This window comes from Pyxidicoccus sp. MSG2 (assembly GCF_026626705.1).
Classification (GTDB): Bacteria; Myxococcota; Myxococcia; order Myxococcales; family Myxococcaceae; genus Myxococcus.
The window spans coordinates 8,648,470-8,674,209 of the sequence record NZ_JAPNKC010000001.1 but is presented as its reverse complement, the minus strand read 5'-3'; the positions used below and the strand labels follow the sequence as shown (position 1 = coordinate 8,674,209).

The window sequence follows — 25,740 nt, the reverse complement described above, 5'->3', positions numbered from 1 at the left end:
GCTTCGTGAAGCGCCGCTCAGTAGCGCCGGACGACGATGAGCCCCACCCGGCCGGGCTTCACGTCCACCGCGTGCTCCGTCGTCCGGCCCTTCGCCTCCACCCGCACGGTGTGGCTGCCCGACTTCACCCGGAAGCGCGCCACCTGGAACTCCGCTGGCAGGGACAACCAGGAACGCAGGTCTGGCGCGTTCATCGCGTTGAGCAACAGGAAGGTGAGCACGCCCACCTCGTCGCTCTTGGTCAGCGCGCCCACGCCCGCCGCCAGGCCGGCCTTCACCGCCACGCCCGCGAGCTGCTTCGCCAGCATCCGGCCGATGCGCTCGTTGAGGTGCACGCGCGCCACGTCCGCAATCGACGTCACCGTCACGGCCCGCTGCGACTCCTCGCCCAGCGTCACCCGCACCGCCGGAGCGCTGCCGCGGTCCCTGTACTCGGGCACCTCGATGAGGTTGCCTCCGCCGTCGGCGTCACGCGAGGCGCGCTCCTTCTCCGGCGACAGGCCCGCCTCCACCACCACCACGACTTGAGACTCGTCGGGTGCCAGCGGCGCGTGCGGCACGTCCGGGTACTTCTCCCGCAGCTCCGCGTACGCGTCGTCCCGGCCCGCCAGCTTCGCCACCCGCAAGAGCGGCTCCACCAGCGCGCCCGGCCTGGACTCCAGTGCGTACGCCTTCGCGTAGTCGATGTACGCCCCGTCCCAGTCGCGCTCGTCCTCGCGGAGCACGCCGCCGAGGTAGCGCGCAATCGCGAGCTGCTCGTACGGCTTCTTCTCGTCGGAGACCATCTTCTCCAGGCGGTCGTTGACCTGGCGGACCTCCACCATCGCGCTCTCGTCCTCACCCAGCTCGGCGTAGTTGAGCGCCTGGAGGACGGAAATCATCAGCTTCTCGAAGTCCTCCCCGCGATAGGTGCGCTGGCGCTCGTTGGTGACGAGCGCCCCGGCCTCCTCACTGACGGAGACGGCGTCGAGCTGCTCGCTGAGCCGCTCGGCCTGCTCCAGCACGGCGTTGCTCTCCGCCCACTGCCCGGCGGCGTGCAGCACCATGCCCTTGTCCATCAGCACCAGCAGCCGGTCCTTGTCGACGAGGGAGCGCGCGGTGGACTCCAGCGTGGACAGCGCGCGCGCGTAGTCCTCGGACTGGTACGCCGCGCGGACGCCGCGCGTGCGCGCGACGTAGTCACCCGCGCAGCCGGACAGCAGCACCAGGCTCAACAGCGCCAGCCCGCCCCACCGGGACAGGCGGGACGGGCCAGGAGTGAAGAGGCTCATGGAGTTACCAGCTGACGCCTTGCTTCTCGAACTTCTTGCGGATCTGCTTCTCGTCCGTCCACTCGATGAGGCCGGTGCGCACGTTGCTCAGCTTCGCCGTCATCTTGTAATAGACGAGCTTGTCGTTGCCGACCTCCTGGATGATGGAGGCGAGGTCGCCCGTCATCAGGAAGTCCACCGACGTCTGCTGCCCCGGGCCCTTGGCGGAGTTCGGGTCCACGTAGCCGGACTGCTGGTACTCGTACTCCTCGGCGATGTCCTGGCGTGCCGCCTGGTCCACCAGCGCGAAGCGGCCCGTCTGCGCGAGGGCCGTCTGAATCTTGTCACCCAGCGAGCGCATGTCGATGTGCTCGGAGGTGCTGTTCTTCAGCTTGCCCACGAGGACGATGGGCAGCGAGCCGTCCTGCCGGGGCTGCTGGAAGCGCGCGGACTCGGCCAGCGAGTTGGCCATCTTCTTGGCGATGAGCTGCAGGTCGTTCTCGTTGAAGCGGTCCGACAGCATCTCGATGGTGTTCGGGTCCTCGTACGTGCCACGCGTATAGGCGCGCGGGCCGTAGCACGCGGAGAGCGTGAGGGCGAGGCAGGCGGACAGAAGCAGGCGGTGGGGGTTCATGGTGCGGTGACTCCTAGTTCCATTCGCATTCGAAGCGGCTGCCTTCGAAGTTCCACTTGTAGTTGAGCACCGCGTCGCGGCGGTAGCCGGCCGTCAGGCGGCAGAGGCTCTGCAGCGAGGCGCGCGGGTAGTCGAAGGTGTAGGTCTGCGACTTGGCCCGCTCCTGGTCATTGAGCTGCGAGGGGTGCGTGAGCGTGGGGCTGCCGCTGGCGGCCACCAGCACCTTGTGCGGGCCGTACGTCTTGAGCGCAACCTTGCCCGCCAGCTGCACGCGGCGCACGGTGCGGGCGATGAGGATGTCGCTGCGGTCCACCATCGTCTCGTGGCTGTTGCGGCGCTGCAGCAGCTCCGGGATGTTGGCGGTGAAGACGCGGGTGACGTCGCCGTCGTCCACGAAGAAGTAGAGGAACGCCTCGCGCGCGACGCGGCTCTCGCCCGTGAAGTCGAGCGTCACCAGCAAGTCGAGCGCCCGGTTGGGCGCCAGCCCGTGCCGGGACACCGCCGCCAGCACGTTCTTGTCCACACCCGCCTTCTTCAGGCGGATGAGGCCGTCGGCGCTGGCGTCGCAGGCGCAGCGGCGCTCTTCAATCATCTTCACCAGCTGCGCGGGCTCGAAGCCGGCCTGCGACAGCTTGGTCAGCTCCTCATCGGTGAGCGGGAGCTGGTCCGAGCGCTCGTAGATGCGGGGGAGCTGGTTCGGGTCCCACTGGATGATGTTGTAGGTCTGCACGTCGCCCGAGGGGAACGGCAGGGAGATTTGCGGACTTCCGCGGACGGGCGGCGCCACGACGGGCGCCTGGCTGGCGGCCACGGCCAGCGTGGCGGCGAGGATGTGGGCAAGCATGGTGGACCCCCTCTAGAACTTGTAGCCGACGGACATGCCCATGCGATGCGTGACGCCACCGCCGCCAATGGGGATGTCCGGCATGTAGTTGAGGCCGAGGATGATGTCCTCCTTGTTGCCCAGGATGAACTCGGCGCCCACGTTCGGCTCGATGCCGAAGCGCAGGCCCTCGCCCTCGGGAATCACGATGGCGCCCGCCTTCAGGCCCGCGGTGAAGACGACGGGCCAGCCCCAGGTGCGGAAGCGCGGGCCCACCATGCCGATGAAGCGGCCGCCGTCGAAGACGTAGGCGCCGCTCATGTCGAGCTGGAACCAGTCATCGCCCCACAAGGACAGGGTGGCGCCCACGTACAGCGGCGGCCCCTCGGGGGCGCCCCGGGGCGGCTGCTCGGAGTTGACGGCGGCGCCCCAGTCGAGCTGGAGCGAGACGCCCCGGCCACCCGGGTCGTCGTACCCGCCCTTGCCGTACTCCGACTCCTCGGGTCCATCCGTGCGGCCGCGCTCCTGCGCGCCGGCGGTGAGTGGCGCGGCGGCGGCCAGCAACGCGAGGGCCCCGCACAACCTGGCATGACGCTTCATCTCGAAGACTCCCCCGAGCAGTAGGTGCGTGAATTCGTGCGCTTTGACGGCGCGGTGCACCGAATATTCAAGGGCCCCTGCCCGGCAGGCAAGGACTCCCTGCACCCCGTTCCCCAAGTCCCCCCTCAGGCCCGGGGAGGCGTCGGGGGGGCGGGCGGCTCCTTGGTGTCGGACGACGGCGGCTGCGGCGGGGGCACCTGGCGGGCCTCGGTGCGGGTAATCGGCAGCCACTGCGGGTTGACGCGCAGGAACTCCACCATCCGCTCCCGCACCAGGGCGCGCAAATCGAAGAGCAGGTCCGAGTTGGCCACGCTCACCAGGGCCCGGATGGTGAGCGTGCGGTCCAGCACGTCCAGCACCACCACGTTGCCCACCCGGCCATCCCACATCTGCTTCCCCTCGGTCTGCAGGATGCGCGTCAGCTCCGCGCGCAGGGCGTCGATGTCGGTGAAGTAGTCCACCTGGAGGGTGATGGCGCCGAGCATCTCCGGGCTCCCCTTGCTCCAGTTCTGGAAGGGCTTGTCCAGGAACTGGGTGATGGGGATGACCAGGCGGCGCTGGTCCCACACGCGCAGCACCACGTAGGTGAGGGTGATTTCCTCCACGGTGCCGAACTCGTTCTCCACGATGACGGTGTCGCCGATGCGGATGGGCTGGGTGATGGAGAGCTGGATGCCGGCCAGCAGCGTGGAGATGGACTTCTGCGCCGCGAGGCCGAGCACCAGGCCGGCGATGCCGGCGGAGGCCAGCAGCGACACGCCCACGCTGCGCACCACCTCGAACTGGATGAGCAGCAGCGCGGCGGCGATGACGTAGGTGGCCACCTCGAAGATGGAGCGCAGCACCACCAGCTGGGTGCTGACGCTGCGCGCGCGCGAGGCGTCCTTCATCTCCACCGACACCCGCTTCTGCACGAAGGCGGCGGACACCCGGAGGAAGCGCAGGATGAACCACGCCAGGGAGATGACACCCAGCGAGTAGCCCACCCGGTTGAAGAACCCCTGCACCGGGGCCGGCAGGCGCAGGAACGAGGTGCCGGCGACAAGCAGCGCCGCGAAGACGACCAGCTTGAGGGGCCCCTTGCCCGCGGCCACCAGGTCGTCGTCCCAGGTGATGCGCGTCCAGCGCGCCAGCCTCAGGGCGAACGCCAGCAGCAACCGCTCCGACACCACCGCCACCACCAGGCTGCCCAGCAGCGTCACCAGCAGGCCCAGCCACTGCCACGGCTCCAGCCCCAGCACCGTGTCGGAGAAGAAGACGGGCGGCAGGAACTCGGCGACGGTGGGGCCGTACTCCGCGAAGAGCGGGTCCACCTGCTTCACCGTGGACTCGCTGAACACCCACACCAGCGCGCCCTCCGCCGTCACCCGCTGGACACGGATGGGCACGTTGGCGCCCTCCAGGGGGATGGTGCCGAGCAGGTCCGTCCGCGCGTTCTCCGCGTCCCCTTCCGGCGCCTTGCTCAGGGAGGACAGGTCCACCGCCAGCTTCCGGTCCATCACGAACTTCAGCCGGCGGGCGAGCTGGAAGCCGCGCTCCGCCTGCTCGGCGCGGGGGATGAAGTCCAGGTCCAGGTAGTGGGCGGCCAGGGCGTAGTCACCCCGGTGGGCGGCGGACAGGAAGCCCTGGACCGTCGAGTAGGGCGTCTGCCGGTCCACGGAGGGCGGAGGCTGCCCCAGGCCGTTGTTGAGCGCGGCGGCGGGCAGGCTCCACAAGACGCAGGCGAGGACGAGGGCTCTCAGGCCCCAACTGTCACGGTGCATCATGGGGTCCTTCCATACTCCTTTTCGGGCGTCACGCCGGAAGAACCGGGTCCTGGCCCTCGGGCGGCCGAGCGTGCGACGGTGGACAGGCCAACATGGGAGCATGCGGCCTCATCTCAGGGCTTGGGAAACCGTTGGTGCGCCAGATGGGGGTAGGATAGAAACGGCCCCAAGGAAGGTCGCCGTGTCCGAGAAGCGAAGAATCCTCCTGATTGACGACAGCGAAATCACGCTCGCCATGGAGAAGGCGGTGCTCGAGGCGCGGGGCTACGAGGTCGTCGCCACGTCGACCCTGATGGAGTTCGAGAAGACGCTCCAGAGCTGGCGGCCGGACCTCATCCTCACCGACATCCACATGCCCGAGGCCAAGGGCACGGACATCTGCCGCACGCTCAAGAACGAGTACGGCACACAGGACATCCCCATCGTCCTGTTCTCCAGCCTCCCGGACGACGAGCTGTCCAAGCTGGCCGAGCAGGTCGGCGCCGACGGCTCCCTGTCCAAGGTGAACGGGCTGGAGGCGATGGGCGAGAAGATCGACGAACTGGTGCAGAGCATCCTCTGGTGAACCCCATGCGCCGCGTCCTCGTCGCCGCGCTGCTGGGCGCGTCGCTCGCCGGGTGCATGCGCAAGGAGTCGGCGCCGCCCACCCCCCCGGAAGCCGGCACGACCACGGCCACTGCGGCCGCCGCGCCCCCGACCGCGGCGTCCAACAACGCCCCGGGCGCCGTCCTCTTCGTCTCCGCGGACACGCGCGGCTACCTGGGCCCGTGCGGCTGCAGTGAGAACATGCGCGGCGGCATCGCCCGCGCGGCCTCGCAGGTGCTGGAGGCGCGCAAGGGTCCCCTGCCCGTCCTCTACATCGACGGCGGCAACAGCCTCTTCGGCGAGACCGAACTGAAAGCCGGCCAGGTGCCCCAGGAGGAGCGAAAAGCCAGGGCCCTGTCGGACGCCATGCGGCTGATGGGCCTGGCCGTGCGCGCCACCGGCCCGCTGGACGAGACGCGCGGCGCGCGGTTCCGCCAGGGCCTGGGGCTGCCGGAACTGGCGCCCGGTACGGTGAAGGTGCTGCCCGCGGGCGCGCGCAAGGTGGGCGTGGTGGCGGCCCAGACGCCGGAGCAACTGGTGGAGGCCAGCGCCCGGGCCCGCGCGGAAGGGGCGGACTTCGTGCTCGCCCTGCTGGACACCACGCTGGACGCGGCCCAGGCCGCGGTGGACCGGCCGGGGCTGAAGGCGGACGTGGTGGTGGCCACCCGCACCGCCTCGGAGTTCAGCGGCGAGCAGAACAAGCTGGTGCGCGCCGCGGTGCCGGTGGTCGCCTTGCAGAGCAAGGGGCGCTCACTGCTGCGCGTGGACCTGGGCTACGCGCCCCAGCCGGGCGCCTTCACCCTGCTGAAGGGCCAGGGCGACACCGAGCGCGAGGTGGCGGCACTGGACCAGCGGCTCGCGCTGCTGGACAAGGACATCAACCTCCCCGGCGTGGACCCGAAGCTGAAGGCGCTGAAGCAGGGCAAGCGGGATGAGTTGGTGGCGCGCAAGCAGGCGCTGCTGACGGCGCCCTCCGCGCCCCCCGGCGACACCAACGGCTTCACGCTGCGCTTCGTCCCGCTGGAGTCCGGCCTGCCCTCGAATCCGGACGCGCTGACGCTGGTGGCGGCGTACGACGCGGACGTGGGGAAGATGAACCTCGCGTGGGCGAAGGAGCACGGCCAGGACTGCCCCGCGCCGAAGAAGGGCCAGGCGGCCTTCGTGGGCAGCGACACGTGCCGCACCTGCCACGAGGACGCCTTCCCCGTCTGGGAGAAGACCAAGCACTCCCACGCGTGGGAGACGCTGGAGGCCCAGGGCAAGCAGTTCCACCTCAACTGCGTGAGCTGCCACGTGACGGGCTATGAGCAGCCCGGCGGCGTGTGCCGCCTGGACAAGGTGGCGGGCCGCGAGGACGTGGGCTGCGAGAGCTGCCACGGCCCGGGCTCGGAGCACGCGGACGCGCCCTCCAAGGACACCATCGTCGCCTCCCCGGGCGAGTCGGTGTGCATCACCTGCCACAACCCGGAGAACTCGCCCCACTTCGACTTCGCGACCTACCTGCCGCGAATCCTGGGGCCGGGGCACGGAAAGCCGGTGGATACCCGGAAGTCGACGCCGTAGCGCGGGCTCGCCTGGACGCCTGCTCCCACACGGCGTCCGCTGAAAGGCCGCACAGCGCGACTCGTTGTTTGACTGTCAAGAAAAAGCGCGAATACTTCGCCCTCCGCCTGCTTCTGGGCGCTTCTGGGTTCGCGACTCCATGCCGCCTCTTCCCCTCCTGCTGCTCGCCCTGGCCTCGCTCCCAGCCTCGGAGGGCGCCCCGCCTCCCATGCCTCCGCCTCCTCCAGGCATGCGGGTGCTGGCCGCGGACGAGAAGCGCCTCCTGACGGGCGAGGCCCCTCCCGCGGGCTCTGAGCCCACCGCCGCCGAGGAGCCCGCTCCCGAAGAGGAGGAGGCCACCAGCGAGGAGGTGGAAGCCGAATCCGCGGAGCTGGAGGAGATGCGCGCGCTGGAGGGCGCCGCGCTGGACCCGCAGGCGCGCCCCAACGCGGAGGTCATGCAGTCGCTGCGGCGGCTGGGGTTGGCCAACCCGCTGCGGATGCGGATGCTGGACGCGCTCGACGAGCCGACGTTCCGCGAGGACGACACGCCCGCGGAGCTGCCGCTCATCACCGACCTGGCCAACTTCGACGTGGCGCAGATTCAGGACCGCTACGACATCCCGGTGGAGATGCAGCCGCTGGTGGCCCAGTACATCCAGTTCTTCCAGGGCCCGGGCCGGCGCTGGTTCCGCAAGTGGATGTCGCGCGGCGCGCGGTACATGCCGGTGATGCAGCCGATTCTCGAGCAGTACGGGCTGCCGAAGGACACGGTGTACCTGGCGATGATTGAGAGCGGCTTCTCGGCCAACGCGTACTCGTGGGCGCACGCGGCGGGGCCGTGGCAGTTCATCTCCAGCACGGGCAAGCAGTACGGGCTGAAGCAGGACTTCTGGGTGGACGAGCGCAGAGACCCCATCAAGGCCACGCGCGCCGCGGCGTCGTACCTGAAGGACCTCAAGCGGGAGCTGGGGCACTGGTACCTGGCGTGGGCCGGGTACAACACGGGCTCCGGGCGCGTGCGGCGGATGGTGGAGCGGCACGGCACGAGCGACTTCTGGGTGCTCTCCGAGGAGCGCGGGCTGGCGAAGGAGACGAAGCACTACGTGCCCAAGCTCATCGCCGCGGCGCTGGTGGCGAAGAACCCGAGCGCCTTCGGCTTCGCGGAGGAGGAGTTCGAGCCCGAGCCGGTGCTCGAGTTCGACGAGGTGGAGCTGACGGACGCGGCGGACCTGGACGTGGTGGCGCGGGCGGCGGGGGTGAACGTCAAGCTGGTGCAGGACCTGAACCCGGAGCTGCGCCGCTGGTGCACGCCGCCGGCGAGCACGAAGAACCCGTACCAGCTGCGGGTGCCCCGGGGCGCGGGGACGACCTTCGCGGAGAACTACAAGAAGATGGCCCCCGCCGAGCGGCTGGCCTTCCGCGTCCACAAGGTGAAGCGCGGGGACACGCTGTCGCAGATTGCCGAGAAGTACGGCACCGCGTCCGAGGCCATCCTCCAGATGAACCAGCTCAAGTCGGCGCGCACGCTGAAGCTGGGCCAGGAGTTGGTGATTCCGGTGCCCACGGGCAAGGGCGGCGGTGGCGGCACGACGGGCGGCGCGCTGGCGAACAAGGTGGCGCAGGCGCGGCGCAGCGGCGTGGTGGTGCGGCCCGAGGACGAGGTCCCGGCGGGTGCGCCCAAGGGGCCCGTGGCCGCGGGGCCGGTGAAGACGGAGAAGCTCAACGGCCGCACGCGGGTGACGTACGGCGTGCAGTCCGGCGACAGCCTCTGGGTGGTGGCGACGAAGTTCAACGTGTCGGTGGACGACCTGAAGAAGTGGAACAACCTGACGCGGCGCAACCCGACGCTGCAGGTGGGCTCGCTGCTGTACGTGTGGCCGGAGGGCACTGCGGCCACGGCGCAGGTGCAGGAGCGCTCGGGCACGGTGGTGGCGAAGACGGTGGCGGCGAAGGCGGCCGGCCGGACGCACGCGCTGGCCGAGGGCGAGACGCTCTGGTCCGTGGCGCAGCGCTACGGCGTCTCCGTCGAGGACATCATGCGGTGGAACAACATCAAGGACCACCGCACCATCCCCACGGGCAAGCTGCTCAACCTGAGCGCGCCGTGACGTCGGGCGGGTGATTTGCACTGCGGCGGGGGATGACCACCACCCTTCCGCCGCAAGACTCCCGCTCGCTGCTCCCCCTTCCCGCCTCGCAGGACGTGCCGCCGACGGAAGGCGGCACGCCCGAGGCCCGGCACGCCGCACCGAGGCCGCTTCCGCTTCAGGTGAATGCCAGCCAACCGCTGGATGGCCGTCCGCTCTACGGGACGCTTGCCGACACGCGCGTCTCGTCCTCCCTGCCCCGCCTGCCGGAGCCGCCGTCCAACGCCCGCTTCACCGGCCTGCCGCAGCTCGCGGACGTGGCCTCGGGGCAACAGGTATTGGGGCCGGGCACGAAGGGAGACGGCCTGCGCGCCGTGCAGTCGGCACTGCTCGACCTGGGCTTCTCGCTCCACGGCGGCCCGGATGGCCGCCATGGCCAGCAGACGGAGCGGGCGCTCCGCAACTTCCAGGTCCACGCCGCGCGCACCTTCCCCACCGTGCGGCCCACGGGCACGCTGGACGCCGCCACCCTGCGCGCACTGGACGCCCTGGCCCCGGCTCCAGGCGCACGAGGCCAGTCCCGGGGCCTGCCCTCCGCCTTCTACGACGGCCAGCCCGTCCGCGTGGTGGTGGCCCTGCGCGAGCACCGGACCTTCCTCTTCGACTCGGAGGGGCGCCTCGTGGACATCTTCCCCAACGCCACCGGCACCGCCGCCACGCCGACGCGCACGGGGCTCAAGGTGGTGCGCGCGAAGCTGGACCAGGCCGCCGCCGAGGCCGCGGGCGCACGGCTCTGGAACGACAGGCACGTCTTCGGCGCGCGCATCCTCGATTTGTCCTGGGCGGACGGGCGCCACTCGGGAGAGGAGCTGCATGGAACCAACGCCCCCGTCCTACTGGGCGCGGACGTGTCCCACGGCTGCATCCGTCACTCGAACGAGGCGGTGCTCGTGCTCCACGACGCGCTCTCCGCGGGGGACCGCGTGGCCATCGTGGAGCACGTGGACGACCCGCACCTGGGTGTCCCGGTGCCGGTGTCCTGAGGCTCGCTCCGGCTACCCCTCGAGCAGCGCCTTCAGCTCGCGCACGCGGCGGGTGATGAAGTCGCGGTCCAGCTTGCGGAAGCCCTCGGGCAGCAGCTCGCGGCTGGTGCACTCCTGCACCGCCACCAGGTTCTGCAGCTCGATTTCGAGCGGGTAGCTGGGGGGCACGAAGTCCGCCAGCACCGCGGCCACGTCATCCTTGCCCACCGACTCGCGGCCCGCCGCCAGCGCGCGGAACTTCGAGCGCACCATGACGGCCTCGATGTCCGCGCCGCTGAAGGCGCGGATGCCCTCCGGAATCAGCGCGGCGAACGAGTCCACGCCCTCCACCGACACGCCCGTCTTCTTGGACATGACCTTGAAGAGCTCGTCCCGCTCCGCGTCCGACTGCGGGTAGAAGAGGGCAATATGCTCCTCGGCGCGGCCCTGGCGCTTGAGGTCGATGGGCAGCAGGTCCGGGCGGGCCGTCATCAGGAACCAGACAATCTTCCCGCGGTACTGCGTGTTGCCCATGAAGGAGGCGATGGAGCCGAACACGCGGCTGCTCGTCCCCGAGTCACCGCCGGAGTCGCGGTTGCCCAGGAAGGTGTCCGCCTCGTCGATCATCACCGCCACCGGCCACAGGGCCTTGAGCAGGTTGAAGATCTTCTCCAGGTTGGACTCGGTGACGCCCTGCCACTGGCTGCGGAAGTTGAGGAACTTCACCACGGGGATGCCAATCTCCCCGGCGAAGCAGCTCACCATGAACGTCTTGCCCGTGCCCACCGGTCCGGTGAGCAGGTAGCCCATGGGCATCACCTCCATCCGTCCCTTCTTCAGGGCACTGGCGGCCTGCCGCAGCATCTCCTTGGCCTTGGTGTGCCCGGCCACCGAGTCCAGCGAGTGCGACGGCTCGATGAACTCCAGCAGGCCGTGGCACTCCGCCTGGATGATTTCCTTCTTCTTCTCCTTGAGGAGCTCCGGAGTAATCCGCACCTCGCGCTCCAGCGCTTCGGTGAGGACGCGGTCCAGGTTGATGCGGGACAGGCCCGCCGTCATCTTCGCCAGGCCCGCCAGCGGCACGTCCGACAGCGACTGCAGCCGCTTGCCCTCCAGCTTGTAGCGCACGTACTCCAGCCGCTCCTCCTCGTTGGGGAGGGGCAATTCAATCGGCGCCGCGTAGGGGTTGCGGCTGATGCGCGGGGAGATGTCCGCCAGGTTCTCCGCGAGCAGGACGACGGAGACGTCGCCCGCGAGGAACTGCGGGTCATGCGCCCACTTGTCCAGCGTGGCCAGCACGAAGCGGTCCTCGGTGGACAGGTGGGAAATCTCCCCGCCCGGCACCAGCGTCTCCGCGAAGTCGATGATGAGCGCCAGGGACTTGCCCTCGCTCACGCGCATGCGGAGGAAGTTCTCCAGGATCTGGAGCGCCCGGCCCGGATCTCTCGGCATGACCTTGGCGTAGTCCGTGCCGTACATGGCGTCGTAGCCGGACATCGTCCGCATCAGGTCCTTCTGCGTCTCCGGGGTGGCGGAGCGGACGCCGGACGAGCGGTCGTAGAAGAGGACGTGGTCCCGGCCGCCGAAGAGCTCCTCGGAGAGGAACGTCTTCAGGGTGCCGAAGCCGCGGCTGCCGTCCTCCATCTGCAGGGGCTGCAAGTCGCGCACGGCCCCGTACAGCAGGAAGGTGCTGACCGTCTTCGTGTAGTACTTCCGGGCCAGCTGCTGCGCCCAGCGGGGAAGATCCGCCAGCGGATCCGCCTTGTTGACCTTGCGCACCTTGCTCACACACGCCTCCTCTGGCTCCACCGTTTGCGGGGAGCCGGCCCGCCCGCTCCCGAGGGGAGCGGGCGTGGGGCTAACGGCAGCCGCGCTGCCGCTTGAGGGAAACCCGCGCGGTCGCCGCTCCCTGCCCCGACTGCGACTCTGGCACGTCCACCTCGGCCTCGTCGTGGCACTTCAGCTTCAGCTGGATCAGCCGGGCGCCGGCGGGCACCTGGATGTCCGCCGGGGTGACGGCCCCCAGGTCCTTGCCATCCACGAAGATGGTGGCGCCAGCCGGCTTGGAGTCGACCTTGACGGACACCTTCACCACGGTGGGCTTCAGCTTGAGGCTCACCTCGGCCGGGCCATCGTCGGACACGGCGACCTTCTGCGACGCCGGCTTGTACTCCGGAGCGTTGACCTCCACCGTCCACTCCTGGCCGGTGATGGGCACGCTCTTGATGTAGCGGTCCTTGCGGCCCTGCGGGCGCACCACGGTGCCGTTCACCTTCACCTCGGCGTCCTCGGGCTCGGTGTCGAGCATGAGTGAGCCGGTGCGCGACAGGCTCTCCAGCACCACCTGGACGGGGGTGACGTCCTTGCCCTTGGCGACGTCCACCGTCTTCGTGAAGGGCTTGAAGTTCTCCGCGCTCACCACGACCATCACCTGGCCGGCGGGGACCTCGCGCAGCAGCGCCGTGTCCTTGCCCACGGCCACCTGCTGCGTGTCCAGCAGCACCTTCACCGAGCCCCGGGCGTCCGCCGGGACGCCCTGCAGGTCCACCAGGATGTAGCCGGTGCCCGGCCGCGAGACGGCCCAGCCGACCCCGACCAGCAAGAGCAGCGCCAGCACGCCCAGCGCGCCGAACAGCGCCACGCGCTTGTCCAGACCCCGGCCCGCCAGCGCGGGCACCGCGGCCGTCGGCCGCTCCTGGTCGTCGTCCTCGTCCTCGTGCCGGGCACCCCGGGCGCCCGGCCCCATGCTGGGCGGCGGCGGCGGACGCGACGTGCCCTGGCCCAGGTCCGGCGGCAGCGCCGAGCGCGGAATCCCTTGAGACACATCCGGCGGCAGCGACGTGCGCACCATGCCCTGCGACATGTCCGGCGGCGGCACGTCCCGGACGATGCGCGGCAGCCCCTGGCTCTCGGGGGCCCGGCCGGGCCGCAGCGTGGGTGGCGGCCCGTCCACCGGCGCCAGCGTGGGCACGCTCATGGACGCGCGCGGCGGCATGGCGGGCGAGGGCGGCGGCGACACCGTGACCGGCATGTTCGCCTGGGACAGGCGCGGCGCCGAGGGTGCCAGCGTGGGCGGCGGCGACAACACGGCCGTCCTGCCGGTGGCGGACTCCTCGTCCTCGCCCCCGGGGGGCACGGCCCGCGTCTCCAGCGGGGTGACGGCACGGCCGACGTTGGCGCCCGGCTGCGTGGTGGGCTCGGGGCTGTCGTCGAAGACGTGGTCGCTGGACACCAACTGCGTGGCCAGGTGCTCGTCCTCCTTGGGCGCGGGCGCGGCGGTGGCGGCCGTCAGCTTGGGCAGCGCGGCCAGCGTGGGCGAGCGGCGCACGCCGTTGTTCGCGTTGTTCCCGCCAGGCGTCACCGCGCCCATGGCGGCCGTCGCGCGCGGCGGCTGCGGGGCCACCTGCGGTACCACCGGAAGCGCCGCGGGAGGCGGTGCTGCTGCTGCCGCGGCAGCGGCGGCAGCGGCGGCGGAATTGGCGGCAGCGGCGGCGGCGGACTGGCCCGGCGTGCTGTTGAAGGACGCGGCCTCCAGGGCGGCCAGCATCCCGTCGGGCGGCTTGATGTCGGCGTACTCGATGAGGCGCTGCTTCTCGCGCTCCACCTCTTCCGCGAAGGTGGACTTCATGTACTGCATGAGGTCCTTGCGGCTGAAGATGGTCTCGCTGGTGATGAGGAAGCGCTGCAGGTCGTCGCCCAGCTCGCTGGCGTACTGGTAGCGCTCGTCCACGTCCTTCGCGAGCGCCCTGAGGACGATCTTCTCCAGGGCCTCCGGGATGCGCCGGTTGTACGTGGAGGGCGGCGGCACCTCGGCCTTGCGCACCTTCTCCAGGACGCTGAAGTCGCTGTCGCCCACGAAGAGGCGCTCACCGGTCAGCATCTCGTAGAGGCACACGCCGATGGCGAACACGTCCGAGCGCCGGTCCAACGGCAGGCCGCGGATCTGCTCCGGGCTCATGTAGCCAAACTTGCCCTTGAGGATGCCCGCCTGCGTCTTGGTGGCCTTGCCCGCCGCCTTGGCGATGCCGAAGTCGATGACCTTCACCTCCCCCTCGTAGGAGATGAGGATGTTCTGCGGCGAGATGTCGCGGTGGACGATGTTCATGTCCCGCCCCATCCCGTCCTTCTTCCGGTGGGCGTAGTCCAGGCCCTCGCACATCTTGGACACGCAGAAGGCCACCAGCGGCACCGGCGCGGGCTCCCCCTTCTTCCGGCAGCGGTCGAAAATCGCCCGCATGTCCTTGCCGGGAATGTACTCCATCGAGATGAAGTAGCTGCTGGTGATGTGGCCCAGCTCGTAGATGCTCGCGATGTTGGCGTGGGTCAGCTGGACGCTGATCTTCGCCTCGTCGATGAACATCGAGATGAACTCTTCGTCCTCCGCGATGTTCGGGAGGATGCGCTTGATGGCCACGAGGCGTTCGAAGCCGCTCGCGCCGAACTGCTTCCCGCGCCACACCTCCGCCATGCCGCCGATGTTGATGCGGTCGAGAAGGAGGTACTTCCCAAACGGGATGGGCTGCCGCTTCGGTTGAGTGGTCGTCACGTGGGGGAGGGTCCGTTCGCAGGGAGCCTAGCGATCGCCACTCCACAGGGTCAACCACGGGTGCGACTCCCGCACCCGGGCAGGCAGGCTGGCCGCCCCCCCTCCGGCCGGCCGCGGCGGCTCAGGGTGAGACGCTGGAGGTCCCCGCGTCGCCGTCAGGCGGCTCCGCTGCTACATCCCCGTCGCGGAAGGCACCGGGCTGTTCCTCGTCGGGAGGCGTGGGCCGCACCAGCAGGAAGCGCGTCTCGCCCCGGGCGGACACCACCGCGGGCGCGCCGAAGCGCTGCTCCGCCGGCAGCCCCACCAGCGTCACCCAGGCACCCTTCTTCTCCGGGGCAACGCAATACAGCAATGTCCCCGGGAGAACACCCGGGGCCTCGCGCACGGGGCCCTCGCAGTCCTTGCGCACCTGCAGTGTGTACGCCGCCACCGGCTCGCCTCGGACGAGGTACGGCGGCTTGCCGAGCTGCTCCAGCAGCGGCTGGAGGATGCGCGGGTCGTCCGGGACGGCCTGCTCCGTGGCCATTTCCTGGGCCAGCTGGTGGAAACGCTGGAGCGACATGGAGGCCACGTCCAGCGAGGACAGGGGCACACGGCTCTCCGCCAGCACCAGGTCCACGAAGAGCGAGCCCACCAGCAGGATGGGCAGCAGCCGGTAGCCCTTGAAGCCCTCCGCCTTCCCTCCAACGATGCCGACCACCACGACGAGTGTGGCCAGCACCGTCAGTGCGAGCACCACCGCGGGCCCCACGGGCGAGGGCAGCGTGCTGAAGGCGGCCACCTCCGAGCTCCGGGCGCGCACGGCGTCCGCGAGGTCACCGCCGTAGACCCAGGCGAGTCCGGCCAGGCTCAGCGCGTTGCCGAGCAGCGTCTTGCGCGAGGGGAGCGTCATCCGGCGAGCGTACGTGCCGGGTCGGTGGCGGCCGCGCGGCGGGCGGGGAAGTAGGCGCCGGCGAGCGCGGCGAGCAGGCCCAGCAGCACGCCTCCCACCACCACCGGCCAGGGGAAGGAGAAGAAGCTGTCGGGCTTGAAGGGGAAGTTGGGCAGGTAACCCGAGGCCAGCCGGTTCACCACGAAGGCCAGCAACAGGGCGATGGCGGTACCGGCGGCGCCTCCGAGGAGGCCCACCACGGCGGCCTCGGCCAGGACGATGCCGCGCACGTCCGCGCGCGACGCGCCCACCGCCTGCATGACGCCAATCTCCTTGGCGCGCGCCCGCACGGAGGCCGACAGCGCGTGGGCGATGTTCACCGCCGCCAGCAGGCAGATGAGGATGGACAGGAGCGCCAGCGCGGAGGTGACGAGCGCCACCGCCGCGCCCGTGTTCTCCGCCATGCGGCGCTCCTGGTCGTCGATTTCCAGCCCCATGCCCTTCACCGCGTCCACGATGCCGGGCACCTGCGAGGGGTCCTTCGCCACCAGGGTGACGCCGGTGAAGCTCTCCGAGTCCACGCCGGCCTCGCGGTTGATGCGCACCGCCGTGTCCAGGGGGATGGTGATACCGGCGAGCATGGCCCTGTCGGACGCGCCCACCACCTGCGTCGTCGCGGTGCGCGTGGGCCCTCCGCCGGTGGCCGCGACATACGAACGGTTGAACTCCACCGGGAAGCCGAAGCCCACGAGCATGTTCGCGGACAACTGGGGCAGCTTGCGCGCCGGGGCGAACGTCTTGTTGTACAGCTCCAGCAGCCGCGTGGACACGAGCGCCGGAATCGGCTGGCCGTCGCCCGGGTCCTTGAACTCGCCGAGCTGCACGTCGCCCTTCACCAGGCCCGGCTCCACGCCCACGGCGAGGACTTCCATGCCCATGCGCAGTTTGGTGCCGAAGAAGACGCCGTCGTAGCGCGTCACCGCGGGCACGCGGACGTTCATCTTCCGGTACGCGTCCTCCACGCCGGGCAGCGCGCGAAGGCGGTCCACGGTGGCCGCGTCCAGCTTGCCGCCGCCGAGCAGCGAGCCCAGCGACACCGCCGCGGGCACCACGTCCACCAACCGCGCGTCCGTGGGGAAGATCTTCTCGCGGATGACACGGCCCACGCCCAGGCCCAGGCCCACGAAGAAGACGAGCGCGCCCACGCCCATGGCCACGCCGAAGGCGGAGAAGAAGGCGCCCTTGCGCTCACGGGCGAGGCTCAGCCGCACCAGCCGGGACAGCGCGTCCAGCCTCACGGGGCACCTCGGGTGGCCAGGTGCAGGTCGGCGCGCTCCTCCACGAGCCGTCCCTCCTTCAGCCGCAGCACGCGGCGGGCCGCGGCGCTCATGCGCTCCTCGTGGGTGACGGCCAGCACGGTGAGCCCCTCGCGGTGCAGCTCCTTGAACAACTGGATGACGCCCTCGCCGGTGGCCGAGTCCAGGTTGCCCGTGGGCTCGTCGCACAGGAGCAGCTTCGGCCCGCTGTAGAGGGCCCGGGCGATGGCCACGCGCTGGCGCTCGCCACCGGACAGGCGCACCGGCGCGCGGTCCTTCTTCGAGCCCAGGCCCACGCGCTCCAGCATGGCCTCCGCGCGCTTGCGGCCGTCCGCCTGCGGCGCGCCGAAGTGCGAGGGAAGCAGCACGTTCTCCAGCGCGGAGAGGTTGGGGATGAGGTGGAAGGACTGGAAGACGAAGCCCACGTGGGTGTTGCGGAAGCGCGCCAGGGCCTTGTCGTCGAGCCCGCGCAGCTTCACGCCACCCACCTCCACCTCTCCCTGGTAGTGCACGTCCAGCCCACCCAAGAGGTGCAGCAGCGTGGACTTGCCGCTGCCGGACGGGCCCACCACCGCGACGAAGTCCCCGTCCTCCACGTCCAGGGACATGCCGTCGAGGACGCGCACCTTCGTGCCGTCCCCGTCCAGGTACTCCTTCACGATGTCGCGAGCGTGAATCACGGCGTGGCCGGCTGGGTGGTGGTGGAGGCCGCCGCGGCCGGCGTCAGGCGCAGGGACAGCTCCGCCTGCAGCGCCTTCTCCTTGCGCGACACGGCCAGCGTCACCGCGCGCAGGTCATCCGTGGCCTCCAGCCAGCGCACGGTGGTGGCCTTGATGGCGAAACCGCCGATGCCCCAGGCCTCGGACGGCAGGTTCTTCACCGCGTCCGACAGGCGGCGCAAATCCAGCACCAGCGTGAGGGCGGCGTCCTTGCCGGCGTCCTTCAGGTCCGCCGCCACCGGGCCCTCGCCGGACGGCTTCGCGAGCGAGGCCAGCGTGGACTCCATCTGGGCCTTGGGGGCGGCGACCACCAGTCGCCCGTTGGGTGCGAGCGCGAAGTGGGCACCCTCTCCCGCGCGGTACGACGTGAGGTAGACCTTCTGCCCCTTGAGGTCGGCCGGCTCCACCTTCGCGCCGAAGTCCTCGGCCATGGCCGGCAGCTTTTCCAGCGTGGCCTGCGTCTTCGCGGCGTCCTCGGTGTCCGCCAGCGCGACGAGGTGCACGAAGCGGAAGGGATTGGTGCGGCGGAAGTCCAGCGCGGGCATGCCCGAGCCGAGATTCACCGTGGGCGACAGCGACATGCCCAACACCAGGCCGGGCTTGAGGTTGTCGAGCACCTCCGCCTTCATGTCGAGCCCGCTCTTCTCCACCGCGCGGGTGATGTAGCCGCCCAGCAGGTACGGCCACGCGCCGTCGAGGTGGGACGGGTCCCCGCGGAAGCGCGCCACGAGGAAGCTGTCCGCGGGCAGCGCGCCCGTGAGGTCGGAGGCGTCCTTCAGCGGATCCAACGCCGCGAGCGACGCTTGCGTGTCCGGCCACGGAGCGTCCGCGTGCACCGTCACCGCGCGCTCTTCGATTCGGCCCGTGAGGGTGATGCCCTGGACGGTGCCGGCCGGCACGAGCAGGCCGGTGCCGCCGGGCAGCCACACGTGGAAGTCGCGCTCGGAGGGAAGCCGCTTGAGGGATGCGGCCAGCACGGGCTCGGTCGCGAGCGACTGTTCCGGGGGCATCGTGGCCAGCGTGCGCAGCGTGGCCACCGAGGGGCCCGCGCCCAGCAGCGCGTAGTCGGTGCCCTTCAGGAAGAGGATGCCCAGGGCGGGCTCGGTGGAGCCCGGGCGGCTGAAGCTGACGAGGTTGCCGCCGTCCACGGAGGTCTTCTGCGTCTCCGACGCACCCAGGCGGCTGCCAGCGAACTTCGCGAAGGTCGCCTGGAGCGCGTCCGCGTCCTTCACGCCGACGATGGAGACGGCGCGGTTGCCGCCGAGGAACGCCGCGCCCGCGCCGCGACCCGGGGCGATGCCCGCGGCCTCCAGCGCCTGGCGGCTGCGCAGATCCACGCCCACCTGCCGCATCACCGCGGAGACGTAGCCCTCGGCAGTGGAGAAGTTCTGGAGCTGCGCGGCGAAGGAGGCGACCTTGAGGTTCTGGAAGCGGGCCAGCTTCTCGCCCAGCGCGCCCAGGTCGTTGATGACCACGGCAGCCTGGGCGTCTCTCGGCAGGTAGCGGGCGGGGCCCGCCGCGGCGCTCGAGCCGGTGGGGCCGGCGTCCTTGCCGCAGCGGGAGCAGCCCGCGACGGCGAGCACGAGGAGGAGGGTCGGGAGCCAGGCTCGGCGGAACATCCCGGCAGGACAGGATGCCTGGGCCGGAGAGTCAATTTATTCGTGGGTGGCGTGTAGGACCGCCCCCTGCGCAGGGGGGCGGATGACGGACAGGCAACTTCCGGGTCGGGGTTTCACGCCCGGCGTGGGTTGCCAGGGTGGCCGGGGACTCTCTTGAGCGGTCCCCTTCCCTGCTGGAAGCCTGCCCGGCCTCACGCACCACGGAAGGACACCCCACCCCATGCAGCCATCATCCCCCCGCCCGGCGCTCGTGCCGGGCCTGTTGCTGGCGCTCCTGCTGAGCAGCGCGGCCAGCGCCACCACCCTCCGCGTCCACTACGACGTGGGCTATGGCAACCGGATTACCGTTCGCGGCAGCGCGGCGCCGCTGTCCTGGACGGCTGGACAGAACGCGACCTGGACGTCGGGCAACGTGTGGACGTACTCGTGGCCCAACAGCGCCGGGGACGTGGACCTCAAGCCGCTCATCAACGACACGCAATGGTCCACCGGCGCCAACTACCGCGTGCGCTCGGGCACCACCGTGGACGTGTACCCGTTCTTCGGCTCCGCCGTGGGCACGCGGCAGCAGTTCGACAACTTCTGGTCGCCGCAGCTCGGCAACACGCGCACGCTGCGCTTCTACCTGCCGCCCAGCTATTCGGCGAACCCGCTCAAGCGCTACCCAGTGCTCTACATGCACGACGGGCAGAACCTCTTCGACGCGGCCACCGCGTCCTACGGCGTCGAGTGGGGCGTGGACGAGACGGTCAACTCCCTCATCGGCTCCGGGCAGATGGACGAGGTCATCGTCGTGGGCATCGACCACACGGGCTCCAGCCGCATCTACGAGTACACGCCGTGCTGTGACGCCACCTACGGCGGCGGCGGCGCGGACCTGTACGAGCGCTTCATCCTGGAGAGCGTGAAGCCCTTCGTCGACGCGAACCTGCGCACGCTGCCGGCCAAGGCGAACACCGCGCTGATGGGCTCGTCGCTGGGCGGGCTCGTGTCCTTCTACATCGGCCGCCGGCACCCAGAGGTCTTCTCGAAGGTGGCCGGGCTCTCCAGCTCGTTCTGGTGGAACAACCAGGCGATGACGGTGCAGGTGGAGCAGTCCACCGTGAAGCTGCCGCTGCGCTTCTACCTGGACGCGGGCACGAACAACGACGGGCTGACGGAGACGACGCGCATGCGCAACGCGCTGGCGGCCGACGGGCACGTGCAGGGCACGGACCTGTACTACTACGTGGCCAATGGCGCGGGGCACACCGAGTCCGCCTGGGCGGCCCGGGTGTACCTGCCCCTCACGTACCTGTTCCCCTGGCAGAGCACGGTGTACTGACCCGGCTTCAGCTTCCCCGCCCCAGCACGGCGAGGTCTGCTTCGAGCGACGGCCGGGAGCGATAGGGCTCCCAGCCGAGCTCGGAGCGGGCTCGCGCATTCGACACGCGGTTGTCCACCGCGAGGAGCGTCGCGAAGAACGGGCCGAACTGGTCGACGGCCTGCTCGGGCATGAGGCCCTGCGCGGGTACTCCGAGGGCCCGCCCCACTCCTTCCGCGAAGTCTCGAAGGGAGATGTCGGAGCCACAGGCGTTGTAGACGCGGCCCGGCGGCGCGGCTTCCAGGGCCCTCACGTAGAGGTCCGCCAGGTCTTCCAGGTGGACACACGGCAATCGGTTCTCCCCCGCCCCAATCCAGCAGGACCTGCCCGTCCGGCGGGCCGTGGCCAGGAGCCGCCCCAGGGGGCCGCCTCCCTCGGCCGTGTGCACCAGGATGGGCACACGGATGACGCTCGCGCGCACGCCCTTCGCGGCCTCGGCGAGCACATCCGCCTCGACGCGGTGACGAATCGCCAGGCGGAAGTCCTCCTGCGGCGGGTGGTCCTCATCCACCGGCGTCGAGCCCGTATTTCCCAGCAGGCCGGTGGCCGACGTCACTACCAGGGGCCTGCCCGTGTTCCGGAGCGCCGAGGCAAACGCCGCGACCACCGCCTGGTCACGCGCCACCGCCGTCGCGATGTCCGGCGCGAGTTCGAATGCGAGGTGCACCACGCCATCACAGTCCCTCGCTGCATCCGCGAGCCTGCCCCTCTCATCCAGGGACGCGATGAGCGGCGAGGCCGGAACCCGGTGTGTCTTCAACCGGTCCGCCGCGGCCGCGTCTCGCACGGCGGCGACCACCGTGTGCCCTTGTTCGCTCAAGCGGACCGCCACCCGTGAGCCGATGAAGCCCGTTGCTCCCGTCATCAACACTCGCATGCCTCTTGCGCCTCCACGCTGTGCTTCGCGGCGAGCTCGCCGCCCATGAAGCACTGTGGGCGGTTCGCCCTGGCGCGTGAATGCTCGCGGGTACGGATTTCCCAACCGTTCGTCCCGTTCCCGCACATGGAGCACCGCGCCCCGCGGTGGGAGTGCTTGCCGGTGTGGAGGTCCTGCCCCATCGTCCCGGACATGGACCTGCTGAGCGACGTCCTGCGCGACCTGCGGCTCGAGAGCGCCGTGCTGAGCCTGGGCGAGTTCCGGGCACCGTGGGGCTTCGACAAGGGCACCGCCGGAGGTGCACCGTTCCACGTCGTCGTCGAGGGACGCTGCCTCCTGGAAGTCGCGGACAGCGCCCCCATCGAGCTCACGCCGGGCGACCTGGTCGTGCTCCCGCATGGAACCCGCCACGCCCTCATGTCCGACCGCCGTGCTCAGCGCACGCCCTTCCAGAAAGTATTGGAGGCCAACGGCCATGACGGCGCCTGGACGCCGGACAGCCGCATCGAGGGACTGAACCGGCTTCGCCTTGGCGGCCAGGGCTCGCTCACGCGAATCATCAATGGCGTCTTCAGCTTCCGCGACGGACGTCGCAATCCGTTCCTCGAAGCGCTGCCCACCGTCCTTCACGTGCGGGGCCGCCCGAGCTGGCTCGAAGGCTCGCTCCGCCTCCTGATGGACGAAGCCCTCTCCGGACGGCCGGGTTTCCAGACCATCGCCGAGCGGGTGGCGGACATCGTCTTCGTGCAGGCCGTTCGTGATTACGCCGCGAGCCTGCCGGCGAATGGCACCGGCTGGCTGCGCGGACTCACGGACCGGCAGATTGCGCACGCGCTCGCGCGGGTGCACCGGAGGCCGGGTGACGCGTGGACGGTGGCCTCGCTCGCTCGCGCCGCGGCCATGTCACGCACCGTCTTCGCAACCCGCTTCCGTGCGCTCGTCGGCTCGGGCGTCATGGAGTACGTCACCGCCCGGCGCATGCACGTGGCGGCGGGGATGCTGACGGGCTCCACGGAGACGCTGGCGACCATCGCCAACGCCGTGGGCTACGAGTCCGAGATTTCCTTCAGCAAGGCCTTCCGGCGCTGGGCGGGTGTCCCGCCCGGGCAATACCGGCGCCGAGGCAATGGCGCGCCGCTCAGCGCACCCGGGTCCCGTGCGGCAGCGGGCCGCGCGTCTCCTCGGAGAACTCCAGGAACTGCTCCATCTGCCGCACGGACTCCTCGGTCGCCTCGGCCTCCGCGCTCAGCACGGTGAGCTGACGGTTGACGCTCTCCGGGTCGCGAATGGCAATCGACTGCTCGTGCGTCAGGCGCATCAGGTCTTCGATGCCCGCAAGCTGGTGGCTCACCACCTCGCGGCTCTCGCCGGCCTGCTCGAAGCGCGCCAGCCGCTTGCGGAGGATTTCCACCCGGTTCGCCTTCACGTCCTTCAGGCGCGGGTTCGCCTCGCGGGCCAGGTCCTCCTCCAGCTCGCGCACGTCGCGCTCCAGGTGCTCGCGGTCCGAGCTGTTGAGGTACGCGCGATACTGGTTCAGCGTGGAGATGAGCCGCAGGAAGGACGTGAGCAGCGCGTCCAGCCGGGGCTCGCTGTCCGCCTCCAGCACCTTGCCGCCCGGCAGCTTCCGGTAGTTGGCGAGGATCTTCTCCTTCAGCCCCAGGAGCTGCTGGTAGTGCTCGCGCTGCGACGGCGCCAGGTCCGACTGGAGCGCGTCCACCGCCTTGCGCGCGGCCTCCGGGTCGTCGGGCGTCTTCGCTCGCACCGCACGCTGGAAGCGCGACATCGACGAGAGCACGCCCAGGTAGAGGCCCTCCAGGCCCAGGGCCACCAGCATCGGCAGGGGCTCGCCAGTCATCGCCGCCGAGGCCGCCGCCGTGCCCAGCCCCACCAGATTGGCGGGCATCAGGAATGCGGCCTTGATGTAGTTGGGCGACTTCGCCACGTCCGTCCATCCCTTCCCGGTGTCCCGGGGTTCGACTCAGGGGCCTCGCGCCTCCGACACATACTTCAACGCGCCCAGGTCCCGCGTGTCCTCCGCGGGAGGCACCCGCGGACCCTGCTTCAGCTTCTGGAAGAGCGCCGCGGCGCTCTGGAAGAGCTCGTCATAGGTGACCGGCGCCTCACCGGAAAGGCCGAAGAACGCCCGATTGTCCGCCAGCGTCGCCGGCGGCGCACTGCGGATGGCCTCAATCGGGTCTCCCAGGTACGGCGCCACCTCGCCCAGCATCCGCGCCCCCGCCGTGGGGTCCTTCAGCACGCTCTGCCCCGCATCCAACAATCCACGCAGCACCCGGCGCACCGCGTCCGGGTAGCGCGCCGCGAAGTCTCCGCGCGCCACCAGCACCGTCGCCACCAGGTGCGGCGCGTCCGCAGTCGTGGCCAGCACCGCCCCACCCCTGTCCCTCGCCGCCAATTCCACGTCACCCCACAGCCCCACCACCGCGTCCGCCCGGCCCTCGCGCAGCGCGCGGCCCGCGTCCAGCGTGGAGGGCAGGTCCACCCAGCGCACGTCCGTCGTCCGCAGCCCCGCGCGCGCCAGCACCCACAGCGCGAAGTAGTGCGAGGAGCTGTACGGGTACACGCCCACCCGCTTGCCCCGCAGCGCGGCGAGGTCCGTCACGCCCACCGCCGCCAGCGCCTCCTGCCCCCGGCTGCGCCCCACCAGCAGCAGCGTGCGCGGCGCCGCGTCCCGCAGCGCCGGAGCCCACGCCGCCAGCCGGTCCACGGACAGCGCGGCCATGTCCACGCCGCCGTTCTCCGCGCCAATGGCCAGCGCCTGCCGCAGTTCCTCCTCGCGCGCGAAGAGCACCGCGCGCGCGTCCAGCGCATAGGCCGTCTTCAGGAAGCCCTGCGCGGCGCCCGTCGGAGGCACCGGGTTGTCCAGCGTCGTCGCGCCGCCGGTGGCCACCAGCAGCGCCGAGGCCGAGCCGCGCGGGGTGAAGCCGATGAGCACGGGCCGCAGCGGCACCGACGCGACGTCCGCCACGGGGGCGGCCACTCCGGCGGGGAAGTCACCCGGAGACAGCCGCACCGCTTCGCGCGCGGCGGGGAAGAAACGCTCCTGGAGCCGGTCCAGGTAGCCCAGGCGCGACGCGAGCACGTAGCCCGCGCCGAGCGCGCAGAGCATGAAGAAGAGGAAGAGGCCTGGCCCGCGGTGGAGCTTCATCCCGAGTTCCGTCGACCTCTTCCCCTGGGGGGAGGACTACTCCACCCCGACCTTCTTGCCGATGGTCTTCTCGGCGCCGCCGCTGACATCCGACACCGGCGCCGGGCTCTCGAGCAGACCCATCTCCATCTTCATCTGCTTCACGAGCTCGTTGGCCTGAATCTTCTCGGCCTCTTCCTCGATGTTGACCGCCATGTGGTCCACGCCCTCGAGGGCCATCTGCATCCGGGCCTCGTTGACGGCGGACTTCTCCTGCACCTTGCGCAGCATCTCGTCGTGCGTCGAGTCGATGCCCGCGACGGTGAAGGACTCCATGGTGTCGGCCACCTTGGCCTGCCACTTGGCGCGGCGCGCCTCGCGGATGGCGTTCATGGCCTCCTGCGTCTTGCGCTCCTTCTCGCGCATGAACGCCTTCTTCACCGTCAGCGCCTTCTCGTAGGCCGAACGGGCCGTAGCGAGCTGCTGCTCGTTGCGGCCCAGCGCGTCCTTCTCAATCTGGAGCTTGCCGGCGTACTGCGCGGCCAGGTCGTCACGCCCGGCCTGGATGGCGGCCTTCACCTTGGCCGTCAGCGAGCGCACGTCCTCGGCGTACTTGGCGTTCTCCTTCTCGAGCAGCGTCACGTTCGCCCGAACCATGGCGATGGACTCGTTCATCTTCGGGACCTGGTCGTTCAGGTCTCGAACGTTCTGCTCGAGGATGAGTTCCGGGTCCTCGATGGAGGAGACAAAGAAGCCGGCGAAGCTGCGCATTGCCCTCTTGAATCGTTCCCACATGTCGGCGGTCTACCTCCATCCAGCCCTACTTGCATCCACCTTATACGATTCCCTGGGGAGCAAGCAGCCACAGTCCCAACACTCTGACAACTGCTACGCGCTCCTACCTAAAATCATTGCCTGACGCGTGAAAGTCACACCTGGACGGACGGCGCGGAGGCCCCCGGCGCCCGGGCGC

21 protein-coding genes are annotated in these 25,740 nt (G+C 70.4%); 6 read left to right on the top strand and 15 right to left on the bottom strand.

Annotation, left to right across the window (positions count from 1 at the left end):
• Positions 1–17 precede the first annotated feature (17 nt).
• The 5 genes from OV427_RS33915 to OV427_RS33895 all read right to left on the bottom strand — a co-directional run bounded on the left by OV427_RS33915 (position 18) and on the right by OV427_RS33895 (position 5,073).
• Positions 18–1,271 (bottom strand): COG3014 family protein, encoded by a 1,254-nt coding sequence (locus OV427_RS33915; protein ID WP_267860356.1) that lies wholly within the window; start codon positions 1,269–1,271, stop codon positions 18–20.
• Between the two features lie 4 nt (positions 1,272–1,275).
• Positions 1,276–1,884, bottom strand: coding sequence for a penicillin-binding protein activator LpoB (gene lpoB, locus OV427_RS33910; protein WP_267860355.1), 609 nt, complete (start codon positions 1,882–1,884; stop codon positions 1,276–1,278).
• 13 nt (positions 1,885–1,897) lie between these two features.
• Positions 1,898–2,728, bottom strand: a complete 831-nt coding sequence (locus OV427_RS33905; RefSeq protein ID WP_267860354.1) for a hypothetical protein — start codon at positions 2,726–2,728, stop codon at positions 1,898–1,900.
• Between the two features lie 12 nt (positions 2,729–2,740).
• Positions 2,741–3,307: a hypothetical protein gene (locus OV427_RS33900; RefSeq protein WP_267860353.1), complete on the bottom strand. Its 567-nt coding sequence runs from the start codon at positions 3,305–3,307 to the stop codon at positions 2,741–2,743.
• Between the two features lie 125 nt (positions 3,308–3,432).
• On the bottom strand, positions 3,433–5,073 hold the full coding sequence (locus OV427_RS33895) for a mechanosensitive ion channel family protein (protein ID WP_267860352.1): 1,641 nt from the start codon (positions 5,071–5,073) through the stop codon (positions 3,433–3,435).
• A gap of 181 nt (positions 5,074–5,254) precedes the next feature.
• On the opposite strand from OV427_RS33895, the gene OV427_RS33890 reads away from it, so the two are divergent.
• The 4 genes from OV427_RS33890 to OV427_RS33875 all read left to right on the top strand — a co-directional run bounded on the left by OV427_RS33890 (position 5,255) and on the right by OV427_RS33875 (position 10,332).
• Positions 5,255–5,638 carry a response regulator gene (locus OV427_RS33890; protein WP_120202605.1) on the top strand — a complete coding sequence of 128 codons (384 nt, stop codon included), beginning with the start codon at positions 5,255–5,257 and terminating at the stop codon, positions 5,636–5,638.
• Positions 5,639–5,643: 5 nt separating this feature from the next.
• Positions 5,644–7,221, top strand: a complete 1,578-nt coding sequence (locus tag OV427_RS33885) for a cytochrome c family protein (protein ID WP_267860351.1) — start codon at positions 5,644–5,646, stop codon at positions 7,219–7,221.
• Positions 7,222–7,360: 139 nt separating this feature from the next.
• Positions 7,361–9,310, top strand: a complete 1,950-nt coding sequence (locus tag OV427_RS33880) for a LysM peptidoglycan-binding domain-containing protein (protein WP_267860350.1) — start codon at positions 7,361–7,363, stop codon at positions 9,308–9,310.
• A 32-nt stretch (positions 9,311–9,342) separates the two neighbouring features.
• Positions 9,343–10,332 carry a L,D-transpeptidase family protein gene (locus OV427_RS33875; protein ID WP_267860349.1) on the top strand — a complete coding sequence of 330 codons (990 nt, stop codon included), beginning with the start codon at positions 9,343–9,345 and terminating at the stop codon, positions 10,330–10,332.
• A 12-nt stretch (positions 10,333–10,344) separates the two neighbouring features.
• Here OV427_RS33875 and OV427_RS33870 read toward each other — a convergent pair whose 3' ends face one another.
• The 6 genes from OV427_RS33870 to OV427_RS33845 form a co-directional block, all read right to left on the bottom strand.
• On the bottom strand, positions 10,345–12,099 hold the full coding sequence (locus tag OV427_RS33870) for an ATP-binding protein (RefSeq protein ID WP_267860348.1): 1,755 nt from the start codon (positions 12,097–12,099) through the stop codon (positions 10,345–10,347).
• 70 nt (positions 12,100–12,169) lie between these two features.
• Positions 12,170–14,857 carry a serine/threonine protein kinase gene (locus OV427_RS33865; protein ID WP_267860347.1) on the bottom strand — a complete coding sequence of 896 codons (2,688 nt, stop codon included), beginning with the start codon at positions 14,855–14,857 and terminating at the stop codon, positions 12,170–12,172.
• 121 nt (positions 14,858–14,978) lie between these two features.
• Positions 14,979–15,749, bottom strand: coding sequence for a hypothetical protein (locus OV427_RS33860; RefSeq protein WP_267860346.1), 771 nt, complete (start codon positions 15,747–15,749; stop codon positions 14,979–14,981).
• Positions 15,746–17,026, bottom strand: a complete 1,281-nt coding sequence (locus OV427_RS33855) for an ABC transporter permease (protein ID WP_267860345.1) — start codon at positions 17,024–17,026, stop codon at positions 15,746–15,748. The genes OV427_RS33860 and OV427_RS33855 overlap by 4 nt, the downstream gene beginning before the upstream one ends.
• Positions 17,023–17,724, bottom strand: coding sequence for an ABC transporter ATP-binding protein (locus OV427_RS33850; RefSeq protein ID WP_267860344.1), 702 nt, complete (start codon positions 17,722–17,724; stop codon positions 17,023–17,025). Before OV427_RS33850 ends, OV427_RS33855 begins: the two co-directional genes overlap by 4 nt.
• Entirely contained in the window at positions 17,721–19,382 is a 1,662-nt protein-coding gene (locus tag OV427_RS33845; protein WP_267860343.1) for a hypothetical protein, read from the bottom strand. Before OV427_RS33845 ends, OV427_RS33850 begins: the two co-directional genes overlap by 4 nt.
• 220 nt (positions 19,383–19,602) lie before the next feature.
• Here OV427_RS33845 and OV427_RS33840 point away from each other — a divergent pair, with 220 nt between their 5' ends.
• Entirely contained in the window at positions 19,603–20,706 is a 1,104-nt protein-coding gene (locus OV427_RS33840) for an alpha/beta hydrolase (protein ID WP_267860342.1), read from the top strand.
• A gap of 7 nt (positions 20,707–20,713) precedes the next feature.
• Here OV427_RS33840 and OV427_RS33835 read toward each other — a convergent pair whose 3' ends face one another.
• Entirely contained in the window at positions 20,714–21,622 is a 909-nt protein-coding gene (locus tag OV427_RS33835; RefSeq protein ID WP_267860341.1) for an NAD-dependent epimerase/dehydratase family protein, read from the bottom strand.
• A 162-nt stretch (positions 21,623–21,784) separates the two neighbouring features.
• Here OV427_RS33835 and OV427_RS33830 point away from each other — a divergent pair, with 162 nt between their 5' ends.
• Complete coding sequence (locus tag OV427_RS33830; protein WP_267860340.1) at positions 21,785–22,879, top strand: AraC family transcriptional regulator; 1,095 nt, start codon at positions 21,785–21,787, stop codon at positions 22,877–22,879.
• Here the strand turns inward: OV427_RS33830 and OV427_RS33825 are convergent.
• The 3 genes from OV427_RS33825 to OV427_RS33815 are packed head-to-tail and all read right to left on the bottom strand — an operon-like array spanning position 22,761 to position 25,562.
• Positions 22,761–23,564 (bottom strand): hypothetical protein, encoded by an 804-nt coding sequence (locus OV427_RS33825; protein ID WP_267860339.1) that lies wholly within the window; start codon positions 23,562–23,564, stop codon positions 22,761–22,763. The genes OV427_RS33830 and OV427_RS33825 overlap by 119 nt on opposite strands.
• 36 nt (positions 23,565–23,600) lie before the next feature.
• A complete protein-coding gene (locus tag OV427_RS33820) occupies positions 23,601–24,788 on the bottom strand; it encodes an ABC transporter substrate-binding protein (RefSeq protein ID WP_267860338.1) in 1,188 nt (395 codons plus the stop codon).
• A gap of 36 nt (positions 24,789–24,824) precedes the next feature.
• Positions 24,825–25,562 carry a PspA/IM30 family protein gene (locus tag OV427_RS33815; protein ID WP_267860337.1) on the bottom strand — a complete coding sequence of 246 codons (738 nt, stop codon included), beginning with the start codon at positions 25,560–25,562 and terminating at the stop codon, positions 24,825–24,827.
• Between the last annotated feature and the right edge of the window lie 178 nt (positions 25,563–25,740).

Coding starts and splice junctions, on each gene's coding strand:
- OV427_RS33915 (WP_267860356.1), bottom strand. CDS start 1,271: ATGAGCCTCTTCACTCCTGGCCCGTCCCGCCTGTCCCGGTGGGGCGGG.
- lpoB (WP_267860355.1), bottom strand. CDS start 1,884: ATGAACCCCCACCGCCTGCTTCTGTCCGCCTGCCTCGCCCTCACGCTC.
- OV427_RS33905 (WP_267860354.1), bottom strand. CDS start 2,728: ATGCTTGCCCACATCCTCGCCGCCACGCTGGCCGTGGCCGCCAGCCAG.
- OV427_RS33900 (WP_267860353.1), bottom strand. CDS start 3,307: ATGAAGCGTCATGCCAGGTTGTGCGGGGCCCTCGCGTTGCTGGCCGCC.
- OV427_RS33895 (WP_267860352.1), bottom strand. CDS start 5,073: ATGATGCACCGTGACAGTTGGGGCCTGAGAGCCCTCGTCCTCGCCTGC.
- OV427_RS33885 (WP_267860351.1), top strand. CDS start 5,644: ATGCGCCGCGTCCTCGTCGCCGCGCTGCTGGGCGCGTCGCTCGCCGGG.
- OV427_RS33880 (WP_267860350.1), top strand. CDS start 7,361: ATGCCGCCTCTTCCCCTCCTGCTGCTCGCCCTGGCCTCGCTCCCAGCC.
- OV427_RS33875 (WP_267860349.1), top strand. CDS start 9,343: ATGACCACCACCCTTCCGCCGCAAGACTCCCGCTCGCTGCTCCCCCTT.
- OV427_RS33860 (WP_267860346.1), bottom strand. CDS start 15,749: ATGACGCTCCCCTCGCGCAAGACGCTGCTCGGCAACGCGCTGAGCCTG.
- OV427_RS33845 (WP_267860343.1), bottom strand. CDS start 19,382: ATGTTCCGCCGAGCCTGGCTCCCGACCCTCCTCCTCGTGCTCGCCGTC.
- OV427_RS33840 (WP_267860342.1), top strand. CDS start 19,603: ATGCAGCCATCATCCCCCCGCCCGGCGCTCGTGCCGGGCCTGTTGCTG.
- OV427_RS33835 (WP_267860341.1), bottom strand. CDS start 21,622: ATGCGAGTGTTGATGACGGGAGCAACGGGCTTCATCGGCTCACGGGTG.
- OV427_RS33820 (WP_267860338.1), bottom strand. CDS start 24,788: ATGAAGCTCCACCGCGGGCCAGGCCTCTTCCTCTTCTTCATGCTCTGC.
- OV427_RS33815 (WP_267860337.1), bottom strand. CDS start 25,562: ATGTGGGAACGATTCAAGAGGGCAATGCGCAGCTTCGCCGGCTTCTTT.